19 protein-coding genes are annotated in these 21,355 nt (G+C 37.5%); 9 read left to right on the top strand and 10 right to left on the bottom strand.

Annotated features, from left to right (window positions below; translation table 11 throughout):
• Window positions 1–383 precede the first annotated feature (383 nt).
• From AN486_RS18215 to AN486_RS18190, 6 genes are all read right to left on the bottom strand, one after another.
• Window positions 384–1,217, bottom strand: a complete 834-nt coding sequence (locus AN486_RS18215; RefSeq protein ID WP_205748490.1) for a hypothetical protein — start codon at window positions 1,215–1,217, stop codon at window positions 384–386.
• Window positions 1,195–5,499 carry an AAA domain-containing protein gene (locus AN486_RS18210; protein ID WP_290601923.1) on the bottom strand — a complete coding sequence of 1,435 codons (4,305 nt, stop codon included), beginning with the start codon at window positions 5,497–5,499 and terminating at the stop codon, window positions 1,195–1,197. The genes AN486_RS18215 and AN486_RS18210 overlap by 23 nt, the downstream gene beginning before the upstream one ends.
• A 73-nt stretch (window positions 5,500–5,572) precedes the next feature.
• On the bottom strand, window positions 5,573–5,896 hold the full coding sequence (gene grxD, locus AN486_RS18205; protein WP_168635737.1) for a Grx4 family monothiol glutaredoxin: 324 nt from the start codon (window positions 5,894–5,896) through the stop codon (window positions 5,573–5,575).
• Between the two features lie 108 nt (window positions 5,897–6,004).
• A complete protein-coding gene (locus AN486_RS18200) occupies window positions 6,005–6,235 on the bottom strand; it encodes a BolA family protein (RefSeq protein ID WP_039199300.1) in 231 nt (76 codons plus the stop codon).
• 77 nt (window positions 6,236–6,312) lie between these two features.
• Window positions 6,313–6,894, bottom strand: a complete 582-nt coding sequence (locus tag AN486_RS18195; RefSeq protein WP_053537934.1) for a hypothetical protein — start codon at window positions 6,892–6,894, stop codon at window positions 6,313–6,315.
• Between the two features lie 176 nt (window positions 6,895–7,070).
• Window positions 7,071–8,759 carry an NAD(P)H-quinone oxidoreductase subunit 4 gene (locus AN486_RS18190; RefSeq protein ID WP_027403347.1) on the bottom strand — a complete coding sequence of 563 codons (1,689 nt, stop codon included), beginning with the start codon at window positions 8,757–8,759 and terminating at the stop codon, window positions 7,071–7,073.
• A 200-nt stretch (window positions 8,760–8,959) separates the two neighbouring features.
• On the opposite strand from AN486_RS18190, the gene AN486_RS18185 reads away from it, so the two are divergent.
• Window positions 8,960–9,421 carry a DUF29 domain-containing protein gene (locus AN486_RS18185; RefSeq protein WP_053537936.1) on the top strand — a complete coding sequence of 154 codons (462 nt, stop codon included), beginning with the start codon at window positions 8,960–8,962 and terminating at the stop codon, window positions 9,419–9,421.
• An 80-nt stretch (window positions 9,422–9,501) separates the two neighbouring features.
• Here the strand turns inward: AN486_RS18185 and thrS are convergent, their stop codons facing one another.
• On the bottom strand, window positions 9,502–11,322 hold the full coding sequence (thrS, locus tag AN486_RS18180; protein ID WP_053537937.1) for a threonine--tRNA ligase: 1,821 nt from the start codon (window positions 11,320–11,322) through the stop codon (window positions 9,502–9,504).
• Between the two features lie 849 nt (window positions 11,323–12,171).
• Here thrS and AN486_RS18175 point away from each other — a divergent pair.
• The gene (locus AN486_RS18175; RefSeq protein ID WP_053537938.1) at window positions 12,172–12,486 is read left to right on the top strand and encodes a DUF2605 domain-containing protein; all 315 of its coding nucleotides are present in this window, start codon (window positions 12,172–12,174) and stop codon (window positions 12,484–12,486) included.
• A 247-nt stretch (window positions 12,487–12,733) separates the two neighbouring features.
• The gene (locus AN486_RS18170; RefSeq protein ID WP_027403352.1) at window positions 12,734–13,054 is read left to right on the top strand and encodes a DUF2973 domain-containing protein; all 321 of its coding nucleotides are present in this window, start codon (window positions 12,734–12,736) and stop codon (window positions 13,052–13,054) included.
• A 341-nt stretch (window positions 13,055–13,395) separates the two neighbouring features.
• Here the strand turns inward: AN486_RS18170 and AN486_RS18165 are convergent, their stop codons facing one another.
• Window positions 13,396–13,830: a SufE family protein gene (locus AN486_RS18165; protein ID WP_027403353.1), complete on the bottom strand. Its 435-nt coding sequence runs from the start codon at window positions 13,828–13,830 to the stop codon at window positions 13,396–13,398.
• 229 nt (window positions 13,831–14,059) lie between these two features.
• On the opposite strand from AN486_RS18165, the gene psaK reads away from it, so the two are divergent.
• The 3 genes from psaK (at window position 14,060) to AN486_RS18150 (ending at window position 16,909) form a co-directional block, all read left to right on the top strand.
• Entirely contained in the window at window positions 14,060–14,320 is a 261-nt protein-coding gene (gene psaK / locus AN486_RS18160; protein WP_027403354.1) for a photosystem I reaction center subunit PsaK, read from the top strand.
• A gap of 731 nt (window positions 14,321–15,051) precedes the next feature.
• Window positions 15,052–16,395: a protein kinase gene (locus AN486_RS18155; protein ID WP_053537939.1), complete on the top strand. Its 1,344-nt coding sequence runs from the start codon at window positions 15,052–15,054 to the stop codon at window positions 16,393–16,395.
• 19 nt (window positions 16,396–16,414) lie between these two features.
• Complete coding sequence (locus tag AN486_RS18150) at window positions 16,415–16,909, top strand: ureidoglycolate lyase (protein WP_290601922.1); 495 nt, start codon at window positions 16,415–16,417, stop codon at window positions 16,907–16,909.
• Between the two features lie 56 nt (window positions 16,910–16,965).
• Here AN486_RS18150 and AN486_RS18145 read toward each other — a convergent pair whose 3' ends face one another.
• Entirely contained in the window at window positions 16,966–17,373 is a 408-nt protein-coding gene (locus AN486_RS18145) for an NUDIX hydrolase (protein WP_027403357.1), read from the bottom strand.
• A gap of 352 nt (window positions 17,374–17,725) precedes the next feature.
• Between AN486_RS18145 and AN486_RS18140 the strand changes: the two genes are divergently transcribed.
• On the top strand, window positions 17,726–18,466 hold the full coding sequence (locus tag AN486_RS18140) for a cytochrome c biogenesis protein CcdA (protein ID WP_027403358.1): 741 nt from the start codon (window positions 17,726–17,728) through the stop codon (window positions 18,464–18,466).
• 3 nt (window positions 18,467–18,469) lie between these two features.
• On the top strand, window positions 18,470–19,858 hold the full coding sequence (locus AN486_RS18135; protein WP_290601920.1) for a cytochrome c biogenesis protein: 1,389 nt from the start codon (window positions 18,470–18,472) through the stop codon (window positions 19,856–19,858).
• 49 nt (window positions 19,859–19,907) lie between these two features.
• Here the strand turns inward: AN486_RS18135 and hisG are convergent, their stop codons facing one another.
• Entirely contained in the window at window positions 19,908–20,552 is a 645-nt protein-coding gene (hisG, locus tag AN486_RS18130) for an ATP phosphoribosyltransferase (protein WP_027403360.1), read from the bottom strand.
• A gap of 74 nt (window positions 20,553–20,626) precedes the next feature.
• On the opposite strand from hisG, the gene rppA reads away from it, so the two are divergent.
• Window positions 20,627–21,355, top strand: a 729-nt coding sequence (rppA, locus tag AN486_RS18125; protein ID WP_290601918.1) for a two-component system response regulator RppA, incomplete at its 3' end; no start/stop codon positions are given.

The raw sequence follows: 21,355 nt of genomic DNA, 5'->3' as shown, positions 1-21,355 counted from the left end.
ACAATAAAACCAAAGTGTGTAAAGAAAAGTAAAATCGCCTAAAGCTTCTTCACTCTTGCCTCTTGCCTTTTGCCTCTTGCCTTCCCAAAACGACAATTTTCAATGCTAACCTACTTAGATACCTGACTTAAGGGACTTCCAATTAAAAAAATACCCAAAAATTTCTTGTGGTGCGGGCCGAAAAGCCCGCTAACCATCAAGGACGGGCAGGATGCCCATCCCACAAAATTGGGTAATTTATTTTTTGGTGTTCCCTAAGTAGGTGAACACAATAAAACCAAACTGTGTAAAGAAACGTAAAATCGCCCAAAACTCTCTCCCTGTTCCCTGTTCCCTTGCCATAACGACAATTTTCAACGCCAACCTACTTATTTAAGAAGTCATTAATCTGGATTGGATTTTAAATGGATGGTTTCCTCAGATAATTGACACAATTCTTCTAGGGATATCTTTTTGTCATTGTATAATTCTTCAATCTTCTTGGTAGCAGCTTCTAAAATTTCCTGACCACTTCTGATTTCGATGTTTAATTTATTTAGATTTTCATCAAAAACCACAAATAGCGATATATTTCTCCCAATAGTTTGTGTACTACCTTTCACCTTAAAATCAGTCACAAATTTACCTTCTGTGGGGACATGAAGAGGTAAATTGCAAGATTGAATAATGTCCTGAATATCTGCAAGTTGTAACCTAGAAATTGGGGTAATTTTCACTTCTATATTCACAAATTCTGCTAAGTCTGGTTGCTTAATTACAACATCTTCTAATGACTCATATTGAAATGTAATTTTCCCGGCTAAATTATCAGTAATTGCATAAATTTGCATAGAGTATGGAGGTTTAGGTACAGAACCCTGTGCATAGAATAAACTCCCCTCTGCTGTGACAGTGATTTGAGATGTATCTGCTAGAGTTTGTAAAGATTGCAGATTAGCAATGGTGCTTTTAACAAATACAGAATCTAGTCCTAAGATAGACGCTAAATCATTAGCGGTAGGTGGAGGATTAAACTCCATACCAGCACGAATAATAAACTCTTCTAAGACATTAAATTTGCGAGATTCTTTAATAGTTAATTCTAAGAAATTTTGAGTTACTGTATAGCCAAATAGACGTGCAGCTAAAACTAACAAACCAGAATTTTCAGTTTCAATTTTCTCAACTATATATTTTAGATTTTCATCAATCTGTTTAACTACAGAAGCAGGAAACATCAATAAAACCTCCATGATAATTAACAGTGTTGGCAACTTCAGAATACATATTACCCACTGTACCGGGTTTAGCGGTAAATAAATCGTGACAACCGACAATTACCAATAATTCTTGAGCGCGGGAAAAAGCCACGTTTACCCGTTCTGGTTTATTTGCAAATCCCACATCTCCTTGATGATTATTCCGCACCATACTGACAATTACTACTGGTCTTTCCATACCTTGAAATCTATCAACTGTACCTGTTCTGATTTGTAAAGAAGGGAAAAATTCAGATTGCAACCGTTCATCAATTTTTCGTAATTGAGCGCCATAAAATGTAATTACAGCTATTTCTTTTCTTGGTTCTCCATTTGCAACTTTATGCACCCAAACCTGCTCAAATTGCTGACAGATACTTTCAATCACATCAATTTCTTTAGTATTCAAAAATGAAGTTCCATTTCGTTCTTCTTGAAATTCATTTTCTCTAGGCATTTTCACCCAACATAGATGATGATACGGTTGAATAATTTCTCCTGCTAAATTATGAGCGCGTTTTGTATCAGGTTCTAAAATCCCACATTCCAATTTACCATGATAAAATTGATTGATTGCGCCCATAATCATTGGGTGCATTCGATATTGAGTATTCAGCATTTTTTTAATGCTTTTATCTGCGGTTTCAAACTGACTTTTAAATAATGACTCTTCTAAAAATTGCAATTCTTCTCTGGTATTACCCATTGTTTTCGCAACTTCTTCCACAGTGCTAGTATCAAGCATAGGTGGTAATTGCCGATGATCTCCTACCATGACTAATTTTTTACCTTTCAAAGCCGGAATTAGCAATTCTGGAGGAGTGCATTTACTAACTTCATCAATAATCACAACATCAAAAGATTGAAATTCTTCTGAGAAATTATAATTTGCCGCTTGGACGCAAGTAATACCAACAACGTTAGCATTATCTAAATAGATTCCCCTTAAATCTTTACTATCTTGTTCTGAAGGTTTACGAAGTTTTGCAACCCAATCTTGCACAAAGTTTTGATATTTTTGCAGATAATTTTCTTCACTTTTTAGCTGTCGTTTCCATGATTTAAATTTATTTTGAATACTGCATAAAGAGTCTGAATCAAATAAATTATCATTAGATAATTCTGGTTTGAGTTTATCTGGGATTGTTTGCCAAATTGACTGCCACCAATTCCGTTCGCTAATTAAACTAGCTGATAACTGTAATTGTAATTTCTGTTCTAAATCAGCTATTTTTATTTGTAATTCTGCAATTTCTTGTTGATAAATATCAGCTTCTGCTTGCAAATTTATGAACTCCTGATTTAAAGAGTCTTTAATTGTTGCTAAAATGGTAAAAGGTGCTAATGAGGAAATCAGAGTTTCTATTTCATTGACGCGATTTTCCCAAAATTTGACTTGCTGAGAAAATTCCTGCGGTTGTTCCCAAATATTTGCTTGTCTAGTCAGATATTTTTCTGCTATAATCCTTAATGGCGCAGGGATATTTTGCTGTTTATGAAGTAATTGTAAGTTATGAATAACTTCTGCCAGGTTTAAATTAGCAGCTTCTTTGCTTTTTCTTACCTGAGATTTAGCTTCAGATATTTGTTCTGAAGAAATTGCATTTTGCGGAAGTTCTTGAAATTGCTGGTTTAAAATTTGTAATTGTTGTTCAGCTTCAGTTTTAACTCTTAAAACACATTGACGGGCATGAACTAAGATAATATCTAGTAATTCTTGGGTAATGCGGGTAAGAGTAGCTTCAACATTGTTCCATTCAAAGGAATTACTGTATGTTTTTTCCAATCTAATTAAAAAGACTTGAGTATTTTCAACTAGCAATTTTCGCTGTTTAGGATTGAGGAGTTGATAATTTTGGAGTTTTTGATAGGTTGTTTGCCATTGAATTTGATCCGGTTTTGATAATACTATCGGAATTTGACTAAAACTTTGCTGTAAAAAATAACTAAAATCATGTTTTTTACCTTTCCTATCTATAAAATTACCTTCTATTTCATAAGCTATGGCTTTTGTTAATACTCCCCAATCTGGTAAACTGATTTGATAGTTTTTAGGAACAATAGTTAATTTTAATGTCTTAGCAAACATCAATAAACCTAATGGTAAATCTACCATGTTTTCTGTTAAAACTAAATTAGATTGTTGACATTCTTTTAAGATTTGATACAAGTTGTTGTTAGCTGTAGACTTCCATTCGACAACAGCTTCAATAATATAATCAATTTCCCGTTTGCGATTTTCCCAAATTTGGATTGTTGGCTGTAAATCGTTTTGGTTATTAAATTTTTGATAATCTGTTTCTAATTTCTCCAAGGATAAAGAATGCTGTTGGAAAATATAAACTAATTTTGCTACTTCGGAAATAGCTAAACCTACATCATTGGCATTTTTTAATCCTGGTTTAAATCTAGAAAGATGAGTTGTGATATTTTCCTGTAACCAAACTGCTAACCCAAATGCGCCAAAACCTGGACGGACAAAACCAAGTTCTTCAATACATTTGATAGCTTGACGCACATTTTCTCGAAAATCTTCTACTTGTTGGTTATTTTCTGTATAAGGTTTAATTTGTGGTAAAAAATTGTTAATTTCTGAAGATTCCCAGTCTATATTTGTGGAATTTTTGAGAATGTTTTCTAAACCAGTAATTAAATATTCAATTTCTTTTTTCTTGACTAAAGTTTGATGATATTCAAGCTGTTGATTTTGATAAGCTGCTTCTAAATTTTGTTTTTCGGTTTTGAGTTCATTCTGTTGCTGATTTATTTCTGCTTCTGCCAGAAAATAGTCTGTGAATCGTGGTAATAACAGTAATAATTGATTGAGAATTCTGATATTTTCGTGACGTTGACTGAGATTATTTTCACAGTCAGTGGCGGTATTTTGTAGCCATGTACCAATTACTTGATCTTCTAAAAATGGCTGTCCTTCTTCGCCAACTTTTTCGGCTCGTCCCTTTCTAATAGCGCGAATAACGGGATTATGTACTAAGCGACTGAGGGCGTTATCAACGGCTAAATTGGCTTGAGAGGTAATTAATGTCCGTCCTCCACGCAAAGCTACCTGATAGCAAATTTCCGCAATTACGGTAGTTTTCCCTGTACCTGGTGGTCCCTGAATTAGCACTAAGTCCTCTGCGGACAGGACTTTTTCAACTGCGGCTTTTTGTCCAGCATTTGCGGAGGATAATAATAAGTCTTTTGAATTCAGTTTAATCCTTTTGATAATCGGTCTGGCTTGGGAAGCGTCGAATAAAAAGTTACCTAAATAGGGATTTTGAGTGCGTCCTTGTCTTAATTGTTCTAGAGCTTTTTCTTTACGTTCGATTTGTTTGATGTCTCCAGCAGCATCAAAAAATAAGTAGCCTTTATTGGGAAGTTGATAATTACCTTTGGCTATATATTCGATTAGTTCTCGTTCTAGGCGAATATGAATAAGATTATGTTTTTGATCAATTTTTTCAATAGTTCCTAATTGACGACTGTGGCGACGATTTTTATCTGTCGGTACGGAATCGAGAAAGTTGACTTCCTGATTTTTGGCTTTTTTGACCCGTTCCCAGAAATTCTCCACACCTAAAATATTCTCTTCAGAACCGTTAAGCGTAGCTGAATTAACTTTAATTTCTAACGCGATTTGTCGAGAATTTGAGCTATTGTTAGCAATCAGAAAAGATACACAAAATTGGCGTGATTTAGCAATACGTTCTTCTACTTTTAAAAAGGCTTTCCAGGCTTTAAGTTGATCTTCTGTGGGGACATGATTTCCGCAAATTGGCATATTTTTTATTTTTGCCAATAATGGTTTGGGAATATCCAAATGATGTTGATGATTTGGGCTTAGTCGCAACCAATAGGGTAAGGCATAGCCATCAATATTTCCTCGCAATTCATGTAGTAAATAAGCTGATAAAATTTTAAATCCGCCATGTCCATCTTGACGAATAGCAGCTTTAAATGCTAGGGTCTTTCCTAGCTGTTTCAGTTTTTTTGGGAGTTGAAAGTTATCTTGGTCTGTGGCTATAGTTAGTTCCCAAATCTCTTCTCCTGATTCTTTTCCTGTTCCTTGACGACGAATATAAAATAAACCTGGTTGTTTACCAACTAAATCAAATAATAATTCATTGGCACGTTCTCGTCGTTCTCGAAAGTCAGGATATAATTGTAGGGATGATTGACCTTCAAAATGGCGAACTAAATTATCAACTGCTGAACCTATGAATGTATAACCACAATCTTCTATCTTCGTTTTATTATTCATAGTTTTTGTAATAAATAAGGAATCAGATCCCCGACTTCTTAGAGAAGTCGGGGATCTTTATCTTGTGTTGATATTAAGAAGCTAGTGCTACTTCTACCACTTCCTGTAATTCACCTTTGTTGTACATTTCAATCAAAATATCAGAACCGCCAATGAATTTACCAGCAACGTATACTTGGGGAATTGTTGGCCAGTTGGAATATTCTTTGATGCCTTGACGAATTTCAGAATCTGCAAGTACGTCAATGGTTTCAAAGGGAACTCCCAAGGTATTGAGAATTTGGACAACGTTATTAGAGAAACCACATTGGGGCATTAATTTATTGCCCTTCATGAAAACCATAATTTTGTTTTCTTCTACCAAAGTATCAATTCTTTCTTTAAGTTCTGGGGTCATGATTAGTTATTTCCTTATGTTACTGAAATTCAAGAGTTGATCCGATTTTAGATTTTGTTTTCTGAATCCAAAATCCCAAATCTAAAATTAGTTTGTTGTTCGTCAAGCTTAGGGAGTGGAGGTTTTAAGTGCTAAAGCATGAATCGCTTCTGTGGACATGGCTTCTTGCAATGCGCTATAAACTAGTTGGTGTTGTTGCACTAGTCCCTTACCTGCAAACTGCGATGAAACTACTGTTACTTGATAGTGATCACCACCACCTGTCAAGTCTTGTACTTGCACTTGGGCATCTGGCATTTCTGCCTTTATCATTGCCTCTACCTGTTGCGGACTTATCATCGCCATTCCTGAAAAACTTACTTCTCTATTATTAACAGATATGTAGCGGTTGGCTGTTGCCTGTTAGCATTTGCCGATTATTTTTTACCTTGACGCGGAAAGGGGACATCTACAAAACCTAGTTCAAATAATTGTTGGTATGCTTTTGTGCCTAGTTCTCTGGTGGGGTTTTGACTTTTGATGATTTGCACTAGTAAAGGTATGGCTAATTCTGGCTGATTTTGCGCTCGATGTACTAGGGCTAATTGATAGGTGGCTTCATCTCGCTTTTGGGCAGTTGTTAAAGCATTTTTGCGGTAGGCATCGGCGGCACGAATGTCAATACCGGCAAAACTAGAGTTGAGGTCTTGGTAAAAGCTTGATAATTGATTATAAACTTGGCGGGCTTCTTGGAGTTTTTTGGCTGCTAGGGCGTAGTTTTGACTAGAAACCGCTTCGGTTGATTCTTTCATCAAGCGATCGCCCCCCTCTATACTTAAAAGATTATTGCTTGTTCCTGTAGGAGTAAGAGTATTAGGTTTATCTGTATCAATCGGTTTTGGTTTGGCTTGACTAATAGGATTGGATACCTTTTTCCCTTCAGCATAGGTAGGTGATAGCAGTCCCAAAGATACTATGAGTGATAAAGATGTTAAGCGAATTAAGGTAGCAGCATTCATGAGTTTAATTAGGGCAACAATTCTATAGAAAAAGTTGGGAAACCTTGTGTATCTTAACTCTCTTTGTCCTAGAGATAAAGTTAGTTACTTGATAACTATTCCAAAAGCTGAAGAAAAAATCCCCCAACTACCGCTAGAGGATATATTCTCCATACTTTTTGTTAGTCGTCAGTTACCTATTTTAAAGTTCCCAAAACAGGTGTTAACTCAGTCGCTGGAATCTGCGGATTTAAGAATCCACTCGCATAAATATGAGGATTGGTTTGGGAAATAATCGTATAAGATTGGCGAACATGAGCATTGACAGCTACAGTTTTTGCATCATACATTTGCATAGCCACCTTCGGGTAGAAACCAATACCAATAATCAACACCAGAAAACAGGCAGCAATAAACACTTCACGGGGTCTGGCATCACTATATACAGTTTCCGTTGGTAAAAGGCAATCTGTACCAAAACAAGCCGTTCCTTCATCTTCCTGATTTTCTAAATCAGCATTGTTAATATCGCAAATCAGGGCTGCACTAGAACCATAAAATACTTCACGCAGCATAGAAAGTAGATAAATAGGTGTGAGGATAACTCCCACAGCCGCTAGGAAAACTGTGACGGTGCAGAATGTAGAGGTGTAAACATCACTAGTTGCTATTCCCACGAAAACCGAAAGTTCACCAACAAAGCCACTCATTCCCGGTAAAGCCAAAGATGCCATAGCCCCCATTGTAAACAGGGCAAACACTTTTGGCATGGCTTGACCAATACCGCCCATTTCTGCCATCATCATCGTGTGGGAGCGATCGTAAGTTACACCAGCCAAGAAGAATAACACGGAAGCAATTAAACCATGTGATATCATCTGCAACATTGCACCGTTGATACCCAAATCGGTGAAAGAAGCAATTCCTATTAATACAAAACCCATATGGGAAATTGACGAATAAGCCAAACGCCGTTTCATATTCGTTTGAGCGAAGGAATTTAAAGCACCATAGATAATGTTGACAACACCGAGAATAGCCAGAACCGGCGCAAAGTAAACGTGAGCATCGGCAAGTAAGTCAAGATTCAGGCGAATTAGTCCATAACCGCCCATTTTCAACAGCACACCCGCCAAAATCATGGATACTGGAGAAGATGCTTCACCGTGAGCATCCGGTAGCCAAGTATGCAATGGGAAAATCGCCAATTTTACGCCAAAGGCAATTAACAAACCCGCATATAGTAGGAGTTGCAGGGTGAGAGGATATTCTTTCTGTGCGAGTTCTGCAATATCAAAAGTGACATTTCCGCCGCCATATAGCCCCATTGCTAGGGCTGCTACCAAGATAAATATAGAAGCTGCTGCGGTATAAAGTAAAAATTTTGTAGCTGCGTAGCGTCGTCGTTGTCCACCCCAAATACAAACTAGTAAATATACGGGGATTAGTTCGACTTCCCACATAATGAAAAATAACAGCAAGTCTTGGGCGACAAATACCCCAACCTGTGCAGAATACAACACAAGCATGAGAAAATAGAAAAGCTTTGGTCTGCGGTCAACTTGCCAAGCTGAAAACATCGCCAGTGTGGTAACAAAGCCCGCTAAAAGTACCAACGGGGCGGAAATACCATCCACAGAAACAGCCCAGTTTAAGCCCAATTGGGGCATCCAGACATAATTTTCTACCAGTTGAAAATTCGCATTACTGGCATCGTAATGTTGCCAAAAGGCACAACACATTAAAATAAAGTCGGCAATACCTACGCCCAGTGCATACCATCTGACGAGTTTGCCATCTTTATCTGGCAATACAGGGATGAGAAAGGATGCCAGGAGGGGAAATAGGACAATTGCGGTAAGCCAAGGAAATTGAGCCGCTATCATGTCAATAGGAAAAAATACTTATTGGTTAATGATGTTATTGTACTAAACTTTTTAACAATTTCTTTATAAGTTTTTACCTCAGTTTAGCATAGGAGAATATATACCTAAATAAATCTTATGCTTAGGATTGAGTAGATTGAAACGTTTTTCTTTGTCTCCCCGATGATTTAAAATAAGGTGTTAGACGTACTGTTAAATCAATGACTGAAATTCAATTGGCTAAAACAGGTCTTGATAATCGAGATCAGTACCTCTGGTTAGAGGAGACAATCCTAAAACTCAAGGCGCGAGATTTTCACGGTTTGGATGTGGAACATTTAATTGAGGAGATGGAAATCTTGGCGAGTAGGGATAGGGCTGAGGTTGAAAGCCGCCTAATTGTACTATGGGTGCATTTATTAAAACGGATTTATGTTAATAGTGAATATGATAATCGTGGATGGGAAGTGACAATTCGAGAACAACGTCGTCAGTTAAGAATTCTTCTCAAACAATCCCCTAGTCTGAAGCGATATTTTACAGCAGTATTAGATCAAGCTTGGGAAGAGGCGCTGATGGAAGTTAGGGAAGATTATCCTAGTTTTCAATTTCCTGATGTGTGGGATTTTAGTCTGAATGTTGATGCGCTTTTGAGTGAGAAGTTTTGGGATTTTGTTGGGTAGAAAAGTGATTTTTTTGCACGCAGAGGCGCAGAGTCGCAGAGAGTTTTAAACTTTCCCTTCTTTCTACCCAACCTACTTTTTTAGAAGTTACTAAAGTTAGTAATTGCTTCTGTGATCTTATTCACAACTTCATCTACAGTTATGACTCCCAATTCCCCAGAAGCACGGGTACGGATACTCAAGCTGTTGGCTTCTACTTCCTTCGCACCAACCACCGCCATGACAGGTATTTTATCCTTTTCGGCGTTACGAATCAACTTACCGAGGCGATCGCCACTCAAATCCACTTCCGCCCGAATCCCTAACGCAACCATCTTTGCTGCCACTTCTTTGGTAAAATCTAACTGAAGATCACCTACAGGTAATAACCTGATTTGCACAGGCGCTAACCACAAGGGAAAATCACCCGCGTACTCTTCAATCAAAATCCCAATTAATCGTTCTAAAGAACCAAAAGGGGCGCGGTGAATCATTACCGGACGTTTGCGCGAACCATCTTCAGCCACATATTCTAAATCAAACCGTTCAGGTAAATTATAATCTACCTGCACCGTTCCCAATTGCCATTCTCGTTCCAAAGCATCACTGAAGATAAAATCTAGCTTGGGTCCATAGAAAGCCGCTTCCCCAATGCCTTCAAAATGCTCCATTCCCAATTGTTGCACAGCGCGACGAATCGCCCCTTCCGCTTTATCCCAAACTTCATCCCCACCAATATATTTATCACTGGCTGGGTCACGGAAACTCAATCTGGCTTTAAAATTCTTCAATTGCAGACTTTTGAAAACGCTCAAAATCAAATCTACAACATTCAGAAATTCGCTGTCTAACTGTTCAGGAGTTACAAACAAATGAGAATCATCAACCGTAAAACCGCGCACCCTGGTTAAACCCCCCAATTCTCCCGACTGTTCATAACGGTAAACCGTGCCAAATTCCGCCAACCGCATCGGTAATTCCCGATAAGAGCGTAATTCACTCTTGTATATTTGGATATGAAAAGGACAATTCATCGGTTTCATGACAAAACCCTGTTCTATGGCTCTTGCTTCCTCATCTTCAGCCATCAAAGGAAACATATCTTCCTTATATTTCTGCCAATGTCCCGATGTCTTAAATAAATCAACCCTAGCAATGTGGGGAGTCACCACAGGTAAATAGCCCCGTTTTAACTGCTCTTTTTTGAGAAAGTCCTCTAAAATCGTTCTTAACAAAGTTCCTTTCGGAGTCCACAAAGGTAAACCAGGACCGACTAAATCGGAAAAGATAAATAACCCCAGTTCTTTACCCAGTTTACGATGATCACGGCGTAAAGCTTCTTCCTTGCGGCGTTTGTACTCAGCTAATTGTTCGGGAGTTTCCCAAGCCGTAGCATAAATACGCTGCAACTGGGCTTTTTTCTCATCTCCCCGCCAATAAGCACCAGCAACACTTTCTAATTCTATAGCTTTGGGATTTATTTCGCTGGTATTTTCCAAATGTGGACCAGCACACAAATCCCACCATTGATCTCCCAAATGGTAAATCGTGATGGGTTCTTGTTTAATATCAGCCAGAATTTCTAGCTTATAAGGCTCTTTAATAGCTTCAATGCGGTGTTGTGCCTCTTCGCGGCTGACTTCTTCCCGAATTAATGGCAATTTGCGATTAATAATCTTCACCATTTCTTTTTGAATGGTTTTCAAATCCTTATCGCTAAAGGGTTCTGGACTATCAAAATCATAATAGAACCCGTTTTCAATCCAAGGACCAATTGTGACTTGCGCTTTGGGAAACAGCTTTTGTACTGCCATTGCCATGATATGGGAAGCTGTATGGCGAATCTTTTTTAAAGTTTCTGATTCGCTGGTACGGGGTAAATAGATTTTTTCGACTGCTTGGGTTTCTTGATTTGGCGACATTGGCTGTTAAACTTTTGGCGAAGTGTTAAAAATAAACTTGACAAAAAATATCTTTACAAACTGGAGTTTGGACTAAATAGACTTCCATAGGCTGAAACCCTTACTAGGCAAGCACTGGAGATTACGAATCCAAATAAGATTTCTAAAGTCTGAAACCTTTTCTCAGCTTGCGTTTGAAGCTTTAGCCGAAGAAATTAGTCCAAACTCCAGTTACAAAATAAATAATAGTCCACTGGCTATGGTTTCTCCTAATTTAGCTCAATCACGATTTATTCCTTTAGAGGTATCCAGACTTACTCCCAAGGAGCTTTACAAATTTATTGCCAAATTTATATAATTGTGCTTCAGGTACGAAGTTACAGATTTACAAGGTTTTTGATGTGAGAAGTTGTCAGTAACCCAGCCCTAAAGGGACTGGGCTTGCAAGAGTAATCAAGCAAGCCGTACTGACCAGACCACCCTGAGCGACTTGCCCTGAGCGAAGTCGAAGGGAGTCGAAGGGTAGCCGTTATTTGAGTCACGACACCCCGGAATGCGTTGCTAGTTCCCTGCTCTGTCGCTTGTGATTAAACAGTTCTAAGGTCAGTGGAACAGTGTTGCAAGCCCAACAAGCTCTCATAACAGGTCGAGGCTAACATTACCCCAGAAATGGGAGTTGGTTTCCAGGTTCCAATCAAAAATCTGGTTTCAATTTTAATATCCACAGCGGTTAAAACCGCTCGTGTCGTTTCCCTCTCAGGTCTAAAGACGCGCTCGTTTCCCACTTACCGGGTATTCTTATGAATTGATTGTTAAGAATCGTAAATAACGTTAATATAAAAAGAGAATTAGGAAATATGCTTCTCGTATATGAGAGACTCGAATTTACCAAGTGCTGATTTACTGAAATCAGTCTTAGAACCGCTGTTAGAGGATTTTCAATATTGGTTTGAGCGCTATAGTCAAATCCTGGAAAATGAGAAAATCCAATTCATGAGTGAACAAGAGCAACTAAACTTACTAAAACGAGTCAAAGATGCAGAATGTGAACTGAACACAGTAAGGATGTTGTTTACAGCAACTGAAAAACAAGTGGGAATTGATATGGCAACTGTAATGCCTTGGCATCAATTAGTTACAGAATGTTGGAGTGTGGGAATGCGTTTAGGTCAATCCAAGGAATAATAAATCCCTGGCAAAATCTAAATGAGTTGGAAATTGTAAAGATATTAGACAATTCTTAACATTGTTTTCATAAAAAAATAATGTGTCTCATGTTACCTTAATCTGAATATAAGGATTGCATCAAATAACATAGGCGCACAAGTAAGAAATTTTACATTCTTCTTTTTTTACCGCGAATCATTTATTTGCGGAGTTTTAAGTTTTACGAAATAACATTTTAACCTTTACTGTTCTGGAGGAAAATTCAATGCTACACCTACTCTATATTCTGGCTTTCACCGTTTTGGCATTCATAGCTGTCGGTAACTTAATTCGGAATCTGATCATGTTCAGTTTCGATAGAGAAAGGACATATTCAGCTAACCAATCATCACAAGGTGGCTTTGGTTATTATGCGGGTAGAAAGCAGTATGTTTCCCATCCCGAATTGTTAGACAGCGCAGGTAACATGATTAAAGAACCACTGCTAGTCATGCGTTCAATTAATATTGAGGATGCACGGGAACAGTTGGATGCTCTTTATGAATCTTCTCCTAGTCAAAAAAGCGATCGCTCAGAAGGAGCATAATCTATCATTATTAATATTCAGAATCTGTAGGGGCAACCCCCCGCGTAATGGTGTCAACTTAAGCTCAAATCCCTACCACATCTCGTTCCTAGTCTCTGACTAGGAATGCAGTTAATGAGGCTCTGCCTCTAATATCATTGAAGGCAGAGCCTTCTAGAATTCATTCCCAGTCAGAGACTGGGAATGAGACGACTTGAGTTCTTTGCGGGATAGATGTTTTACGTTAAGTTGACACCAATGCCCCCCGTGGTTGCCCAGTCTCCATAGCCGAGGGAAGTTCACAACAAAGAAAGAATAATTTAAACCCTCAAAAAGTATTCGAGTTGTTGAATCGCCAATTGCTAATTTTCTAATTTACATTCCAAAGCTTTTTTTTGCATTGTTTTGAAAATATTGTAAAAACCATTAGCGCGGGAAGGAGTCAAACTCACATTTAAGCCAGTTTCTTGAATAAAATCAGGAGTAAGCTGAACTATTTCTGTGGGTGTTGATCCATTTAATCCTTCTATTAATAATGCTAACAATCCCTTTGTTAATTGGGAATCAGAATCACCCTGAAAGATGACTTTATCATCTTCTAGTGATGCCGTAACATACACCTGAGAAACACAACCTGGAACTTTATTTTCGGGAATTTTCCCATCTTCAGGGAACTCTTGTAGCTTTTGAGCATACCATATCAACTGCTCATATCGTCGTTTAGGTTCTGTAGCACGTTGAAAACGGTGGACAATTTTATTCAGTGCCGGCGGTAAAGAATCAAGAGTTGAGGACATGATCAATCCAGGAAATAATTACCCTTATTTTAGCAATTACCAGCCATTACAGATATACCATTAAAACAGCGACAAATATCGAAAATTGTTATTCAGTACAGCAGTTATCCTTATTAAGAATTGAAAACAAATGTTAAAATTTACTACAAAGTAAGCAATTATATAGATTTTTATTAATCAATATTTGGATGATATTGTCAAGCATCCGAAAATATCAGGAGTAAATTAGATGTTGACTTCAAACTTACTGGCTACAGTCACCACATCTCTAGAATGGAGTCCTAATATTGGCATAATTATGATTATTGCCAATATTTTCGCTATTGCTGTTGGCAAATTCACTATTGAGCATCCTAACGCTAAACCAGAATTACCAGCACCTCAACTTTTCGGTGGTTTTGGTTTACCTGCGGTATTAGCAACTGCTTCTTTTGGGCATATTTTAGGAGCAGGTATTATTTTAGGACTACACAGTATTGGTAAAATCTAAGTTCTGCTGATGAGAAAAGGGAGAGAAATATATATATTTTCGGCGTTGCTGAATCGAGGTATGAAATTTCCAAATTGAACCTTTAAAAATCTTACCTTTGCGTCTACTCTTCGAAATCACGAAGCGTGATTGCGCCTTTGCGTGAGACTAAAATTCATACCCTTAATCAGCAACGCCATATTTTCTCCCTTTTTTATCAGAGGATGTTTGAAAAGTGGTATTGAGTTTAAGCTAAATATATGGGAGTAATTTCTGAGTATAATTCATAACTTGTTTTAATAATAATCTAAGCATTCATGAATCTGTTATGCTATATAAATTAACTTCGCATAAGCACTAAGTAGGTTAGCATTGAAAATCGTCGTTATGGCAAGGCAAGAGGCACTCATGCAAGAGGCAAGAGTGAAGAGGGTTTGGGCGATTTTACTTTTCTTTACACAGATTGGTTTTATTATGTTCACCTACTTAGGAATGTGAATTAAATAAGGTGCAAAAGTAGGGTGTGTTAGCGACAGCGTAACGCACCATTCCAGGTTACATCAGAATTGCAGGTTATTAAATTTGCGTTCCTTAGTAGTTCGTCAAATTTATTTTGACGGATAATGATAGGAAGAAACTTCTGTTTTTCCCTCCCCTACTCCCCCTACCCCTCTTCTCCCCCTGCTTGCCTTTACCCGTCATTTTTGGATTGACAGACTACTAGTTCAAGTTTGAATTATTAATTATTAAAAATGCCATCTAAAATTACACTTACCATCACACAGGGTAAACTTTCTAGAAAACAATATGTTTTTGAATCTCGCAGCACTTGTATTGTTGGCAGAAACGATGATTGTAACTTGCAAATAGCTGACAAGGTTGATATGACTATTTCCCGCTATCACTGTTTACTTGATATTAACCCCCCAGATATTCGTGTGCGAGATTTAGGAAGTTTAAATGGTACTTTTGTAAACGGTAAAAAAATTGGACAAAGACAAAGGCAACAACCAGCCCAAGAAGCTGTAAAATTAAGTTTTCCCGAATACAATTTACAGGACGGTGATGAAATTAAGTTGGGTGATATTCTTTTTAAAATTAGCGTACAAGTAGAAGATCAATTAAACCAAATACCAGATTTACCTGTCCCAGAAGAAAACGAACAACGGAATTTTTTAACCGTTGCTGAAAAACTCATAAATTTATCTCAAAGTGGTCATGCTAGTCTTCAAAGTATCTCTGGCTATAGTTTAACCAAGTCATTAGGTAAAGGTGACTTTGCAGAAGTATTTGCAGCCAAGGATATTCAAACCAAGAAATCCATCGCTCTTAAGATTATGTTACCTGCGGTTGCAAATCAAAAAAATGGGATAGAAATGTTTTTGAGAGAAACAGAAAACATCAAGATTTTACAACATCCTAATATTGTGCAATTGTTAGATTATGGCTTTGTAGAAAATACTTTCTTTTTCACAATGGAATATTTTCCAGGAGGTAATGTTTGGGACTTCATGCAAAGATCAGGATGGCGTTTACCTATTGATATTGCCGTAGATATAACCTTACAAGTTCTTGATGGTTTAATATATGCCCATGAAGTCGAAATTCCCTATATTAAATCAGTTGATGGAATAATGACAAAAGATAAGGGTTTAGTTCATCAAAATTTAAAACCCAATAATATTTTCATCAGTAAAATTAACGATAAAATAGTTGTAAAAATAGGCGATTACGGTTTATCCAAAGCATTTGACTTAGCTGGGTTAAGTGGACAAACTTTAACCGGCACAAAGATGGGAACACCTGCATTTATGCCGCGTCAACAGGTGCTAAATTTTAAAGACGAATTACCGGAAATTGATATCTGGGCAACAGCAGCTTGTTTATATAATATGCTAACGGGATATTTCCCCCGTAATTTTACAGGTGATCCTTGGTTATCAGTTTTACAAAATAGCCCTGTTCCTATTCTTCAGCGTCATCATGGTATTCCCCAAAAGTTAGCAAAGGTGATAGATTTAGCTTTGCGGGAACAACCGCAAATTTATTTTCAAACAGCAGCAGAATTTAAACAGGCGTTGTTAGATTGTAGCTAAACTATGAAGTAAAAAAGTTATGAGTGCATTATCAACAATACAAGAACTGCCATGTCAATTGATTACACCAGAAAATTTTCAACCTTATGGACAGGTAATATACGCAAGTAAAGATGGGAAAAATTTTGATCAAGAAGATGCACAGTTAAATTTACAAAATGGTATTCCCCGTTTTTATATTATGCGATTGCAAAAAAAAGGACGGAGATTTCACCAAATTACTCGTCATATCAAATGTACTCAATGTTTAGGTTCTTTGGAGGGTAAAGATTGGTTAATGGCAGTTTGTCCACCTGATAATGAGATGAATGAACCTCTATTATCAAAACTTGCGGCTTTTCGGATTCCGGGAAATTGTTTTATTAAATTAAGTGTAGGAACTTGGCACGCAGGACCATATTTTGATCATGAGTTTGTAGATTTTTACAATTTAGAATTGAGTGATACAAATGTAGTAGATCATTTTACTCATAATTTTCTTAAAAGTCATAATTTAGCTTTTGAGATGATTTAAAATAAGATCCCCGACTTCTTTAAGAAGTCGGGGATCTGGATATTCTGGATAGGTGTCTATATCCATGAATTTTGAATAATTTTTTTGAGTGAAGTTTCCTTGACTAATTCGGCGGCTTGATTCACCTCTAACCATTTTCTTTCTCTGGCGGTAGCTTCTGGCCAATCTTCTAAGATTATTTCTACAGGTAGTAAAAATAAATTTACTTGATAGGTATTCCCGCGTTTTCGATATTTATAATTACCTAACTCTTCAGTTGTGACTCTACCGACCACTCCTGCTTCTTCCCATGCCTCCTTAGCTGCTGAATCATGGGGACTCATACCTTTACAAAGTCCCCCTTTAGGAATTACCCAACCTTGACGGCTGCGAGTGGTAATCAATAGAACTTCAACTTTTCCATCTATGATTCGATAGGGAATAACTCCAGATTGTTGTAAGACTTTGTTGGCTTTGCGAGTCATGGTGGTAGATTCCTTCTGAATGAGTCTTTTTGATTTTAAATGTGTATTTGATGATAATGTGCCATTAAGGCAACTGTCAGAACAATTAGAGACTTCCAAGAAATAAATTATCCTAAGAAACGAACCACAGAGGCACAGAGTACACAGAGAGAGAATTTCTGCATCAGTTTTGGGACATTTTTTTATTTGGAAGTCTCTTAATCCAATTTCGGGTAATCTTTACTATAAATTCATTAATTTTTCACAAAAATCCGGAAGTATACTTTGCAGTATGATACTTACTTTTATGACTTCATCACCCAAAATACGTTAAAATTCAAGCAGAGTAAGCATTTATCACGTAAATATACCCATGCTAGAAACTCTGGAAACACGCATTTATGAACTTGAACAATTTGCCAACACCCTTGTTGCGAACCAACTCACCCACTTGAGTTTCGTCAGCATTGGCATTATTTTTCTGGCTGGCTTGCTGACCAGCCTCACGCCTTGTATGCTATCTATGCTGCCCATTACCATTGGCTATATTGGTGGTTATGAGGCTAAAAGTCGTTTGCAAGCAGCAGCCCAATCAACTTGGTTCGCGTTAGGATTAGCAACTACATTAGCAGGTATGGGAATCCTCGCAGGTTTAGTTGGTAAAGTCTATGGACAGATAGGAATTGGTTTACCAATTATTGTCAGCATTATCGCTATTATTATGGGACTAAACTTATTAGAAGCATTACCCATACAATTTCCTTCTTTGAATGAAACAAATTGGATTTCTCAAGATTTACCTGCCGGAGTCCGTTCATACTTGATTGGTTTAACATTTGGGTTAGTCGCTTCTCCTTGTAGCACACCAGTTTTAGCTAGTTTATTAGGTTGGGTTGCTAATACTCAAGATTTAGTTTTAGGTGCTGTTTTACTACTTTCTTACACAGCCGGATATGTAACTCCATTAATTCTAGCAGGTACATTTACTGCTGCAATTAAAAACCTATTAGAATTGCGCCGTTGGTCTGGTTGGATCAATCCTGTTAGTGGTGGGTTATTAGTAGGCTTTGGTGTTTTTTCTTTACTTTCTCGCATTCCTATTGGTAGTTTCTAAGCAATGACTTCAGATCAGACAACATCCACAGAATTAAGTTGGTGGTTAATCCCTGGTAGGTTTATCCGTCGGCAAATTTTACCTGTATTAACTGATTTACGGTTGGCAATTATCCTATTACTGGTTATTGCCTTATTTAGTGTTAGTGGTACAGTAATTGAACAGGGACAATTGCCTGATTTTTACCAATCTAATTATCCAGAACATCCTGCTTTATTTGGTTTTCTTTCTTGGAAAGTTATTCAAGTAGTTGGATTAGATCATGTATATAGAACTTGGTGGTTTTTGAGTTTATTAGTTTTATTTGGAACTAGTTTAACAGCTTGTACCTTTACTCGGCAATTACCAGCCCTCAAAGCTGCTCAGAAGTGGAAATATTACGAAGAACCTCGTAACTTTACAAAGTTAGCTTTGAGCGCTGAATTGGAGGGTGTTTGTTTGTCATCAATTCCGTCAATTTTGCAGCAAAAAAGTTATCGAATATTTCAAGGAACAAATCAAAAAAAAGATGATATTCTCTATGCCCGTAAAGGTATAGTTGGGCGCATTGGTCCGATCATTGTTCACATTGGTATTGTTGCTATTTTGCTGGGAGGAATTTGGGGAGCAATGACGGGATTCATGGCTCAAGAAATGATTACTAGCGGTGATACATTCCAGGTAAAAAATATTGTTGATGCTGGTGCTTGGTCATCTAAAGATGTGTTAAAAGATTGGTCTGTGCGTGTCAATCGCTTTTGGATTGATTACACACCAACGGGGGGGATTGACCAATTTTATTCAGATATGTCTGTGTTGAATAATGATGGTCAAGAAGTTAACCATGAGAAAATTTATGTTAACAAACCTCTCCGTTATCATGGTGTCGTTTTCTATCAAACAGATTGGGGAATTTCTAATGTTCGGGTGAGATTAAATAAAAGTCCAATTTTTCAATTACCAATGGTACAATTAGACACCAAAGGTAGAGGGAGAATTTGGGGAACTTGGATTCCGACTAAACCTGATTTAAGTGAAGGTGTTTCCCTATTAGCCAAGGATTTGCAAGGTATGGTATTAATTTATGATGCCCAAGGTAAATTAATTAATACTGTGCGTGCAGGAATGTCTATCCCTGTAAATGGGGTAAATTTACAAATTCTTGATATCATGGGTAGCACGGGTTTACAAATCAAATTTGATCCTGGTATTCCTATTGTTTATACAGGTTTTGGTTTGTTGATGTTAGGTGTAGTTATGAGTTATTTCTCCCATTCTCAAATTTGGGCTTTACAAAAGGGCGAAACTTTGTATATTGGCGGAAAAACTAACCGCGCTCAAGTTGCATTTGAACAAGAGGTTCTCGCAATTTTAGATCAACTTAGTGCTGTCAATAACGTCAAAAAGTCCTAAATTTAAGATCCCCGACTTCTCCAAGAAGTCGGGGATCTGAGAAACTAAATTAAACTGCTGTGAGAAGTCCTAATCGCATTTGTTCAATTAATTGATCTAAATTACCTGTATTCAACCGATAACTTAAAGGGTGGACAATTAACCGGGCTGTACTTTCATACAAAGTCGCAATTTCAATTAAACCATTTTCCTTTAAAGTCTTTCCTGTGGAAACTATATCAACAATTGCTTCCGACATTCCGGTAATTGGACCTAATTCCACAGAACCGTATAAGGGGACAATTTCTATTGGTAAATCCAAACCTTGGAAATATTCTCGCGCACAATTTACATATTTAGAAGCAACTCGACCATGAGCAGGTAAATCTAAAGGAGATTTGTAGGAACTGGTAGCTTTTACAGCCACAGACATCCGACAATATCCAAATTTTAAATCCACTAATTGGGCAACTTGGGGCTGTTTTTCTCTCAGGACATCGTAGCCGACAATTCCCAATTGTGCCTGACCATATTCTACATAAACAGGTACATCTTGCGCTCGGACTAACAATGCTTTTGCTTGTCCACTGGCATCAGGAATTTGCAATTGGCGGTTGCCTGATTCTAAAAAAGCACTAAAATCTAATCCTACAGATTGTAATATGCGGAGACTAGGTTTAAGTAGTTCCCCTTTTGGTATTGCAACAGTTAACATTCTTTTTTTTGTATTCTTGATGTGTTTGCAGTTCACTATATTGAGAATATATCTATATTACTCACTACTAACATATGAAAATTTTATTAGTTGATGATGAAGTCGAACTAACTGACCCTTTAAGTCGTCTGTTAACCCGTGAAGGTTACAGTGTTGATGCTACTGATGATGGAATAAGTGGCAGTAATTTAGCGGCAATAGGCAGTTATGATTTACTGATTTTAGACTGGATGTTACCGGGAAAAACGGGGTTAGAGATTTGTCAGGAATTACGTCGGCAAGGGAAAATAACTCCTGTGCTATTTCTAACGGCAAAAGATACTTTAGATGACAGAGTTCAAGGTTTGGATGCAGGTGCTGATGATTATTTAGTCAAACCTTTTGAATTACGGGAATTACTGGCAAGAGTCCGGGCTTTGTTACGTCGTACTGGTACAGAATCTTATAGTAGTACAAAAGGAAAGTTAGTTATAGCCGATTTGGAACTTGATATAGAAAATCAAATAGCTTATCGTCACGGAAGAATCATAGAACTCTCTCAAAAGGAAAGTCAATTATTACAATACTTTATGGAAAATTCAGGACAATTACTGACTCATGCTCAAATTTTGCAGCATTTATGGCAAAATGAGGAGCAACCTAATAGTAATGTGATTGCGGCTTTAATTCGTCTGTTGCGTCGCAAGGTAGAAGGAGTGGATGAAACACCAATGATTCATACTGTTTATGGTAGAGGTTATCGTTTTGGGTCTGCTGAGGTAGTAGTCTGTCAACCCGAAAATGACGGGGGGAGAGAGGTGGGG

This window comes from Anabaena sp. AL93, from assembly GCF_001672085.1.
In the GTDB taxonomy this organism is placed as follows: Bacteria; Cyanobacteriota; Cyanobacteriia; order Cyanobacteriales; family Nostocaceae; genus Dolichospermum; species Dolichospermum heterosporum.
The sequence above is the reverse complement of the archived record's forward strand: the minus strand, read 5'-3'. Positions and strand labels throughout refer to the sequence as shown.

What these genes read in the sequence shown, in the direction of transcription:
- AN486_RS18190 (WP_027403347.1), bottom strand. Translation starts at nt 8,759, where the DNA reads ATGATAGCGGCTCAATTTCCTTGGCTTACCGCAATTGTCCTATTTCCC.
- thrS (WP_053537937.1), bottom strand. Translation starts at nt 11,322, where the DNA reads ATGTCGCCAAATCAAGAAACCCAAGCAGTCGAAAAAATCTATTTACCC.
- AN486_RS18150 (WP_290601922.1), top strand. Translation starts at nt 16,415, where the DNA reads ATGAGTGCATTATCAACAATACAAGAACTGCCATGTCAATTGATTACA.
- psaK (WP_027403354.1), top strand. Translation starts at nt 14,060, where the DNA reads ATGTTGACTTCAAACTTACTGGCTACAGTCACCACATCTCTAGAATGG.
- AN486_RS18155 (WP_053537939.1), top strand. Translation starts at nt 15,052, where the DNA reads ATGCCATCTAAAATTACACTTACCATCACACAGGGTAAACTTTCTAGA.
- AN486_RS18200 (WP_039199300.1), bottom strand. Translation starts at nt 6,235, where the DNA reads ATGATAAGTCCGCAACAGGTAGAGGCAATGATAAAGGCAGAAATGCCA.
- AN486_RS18145 (WP_027403357.1), bottom strand. Translation starts at nt 17,373, where the DNA reads ATGACTCGCAAAGCCAACAAAGTCTTACAACAATCTGGAGTTATTCCC.
- AN486_RS18195 (WP_053537934.1), bottom strand. Translation starts at nt 6,894, where the DNA reads ATGAATGCTGCTACCTTAATTCGCTTAACATCTTTATCACTCATAGTA.
- hisG (WP_027403360.1), bottom strand. Translation starts at nt 20,552, where the DNA reads ATGTTAACTGTTGCAATACCAAAAGGGGAACTACTTAAACCTAGTCTC.
- AN486_RS18165 (WP_027403353.1), bottom strand. Translation starts at nt 13,830, where the DNA reads ATGTCCTCAACTCTTGATTCTTTACCGCCGGCACTGAATAAAATTGTC.
- AN486_RS18135 (WP_290601920.1), top strand. Translation starts at nt 18,470, where the DNA reads ATGACTTCAGATCAGACAACATCCACAGAATTAAGTTGGTGGTTAATC.
- AN486_RS18140 (WP_027403358.1), top strand. Translation starts at nt 17,726, where the DNA reads ATGCTAGAAACTCTGGAAACACGCATTTATGAACTTGAACAATTTGCC.
- grxD (WP_168635737.1), bottom strand. Translation starts at nt 5,896, where the DNA reads ATGACCCCAGAACTTAAAGAAAGAATTGATACTTTGGTAGAAGAAAAC.
- AN486_RS18215 (WP_205748490.1), bottom strand. Translation starts at nt 1,217, where the DNA reads ATGTTTCCTGCTTCTGTAGTTAAACAGATTGATGAAAATCTAAAATAT.
- AN486_RS18185 (WP_053537936.1), top strand. Translation starts at nt 8,960, where the DNA reads ATGACTGAAATTCAATTGGCTAAAACAGGTCTTGATAATCGAGATCAG.
- AN486_RS18170 (WP_027403352.1), top strand. Translation starts at nt 12,734, where the DNA reads ATGCTACACCTACTCTATATTCTGGCTTTCACCGTTTTGGCATTCATA.
- AN486_RS18210 (WP_290601923.1), bottom strand. Translation starts at nt 5,499, where the DNA reads ATGAATAATAAAACGAAGATAGAAGATTGTGGTTATACATTCATAGGT.
- AN486_RS18175 (WP_053537938.1), top strand. Translation starts at nt 12,172, where the DNA reads ATGAGAGACTCGAATTTACCAAGTGCTGATTTACTGAAATCAGTCTTA.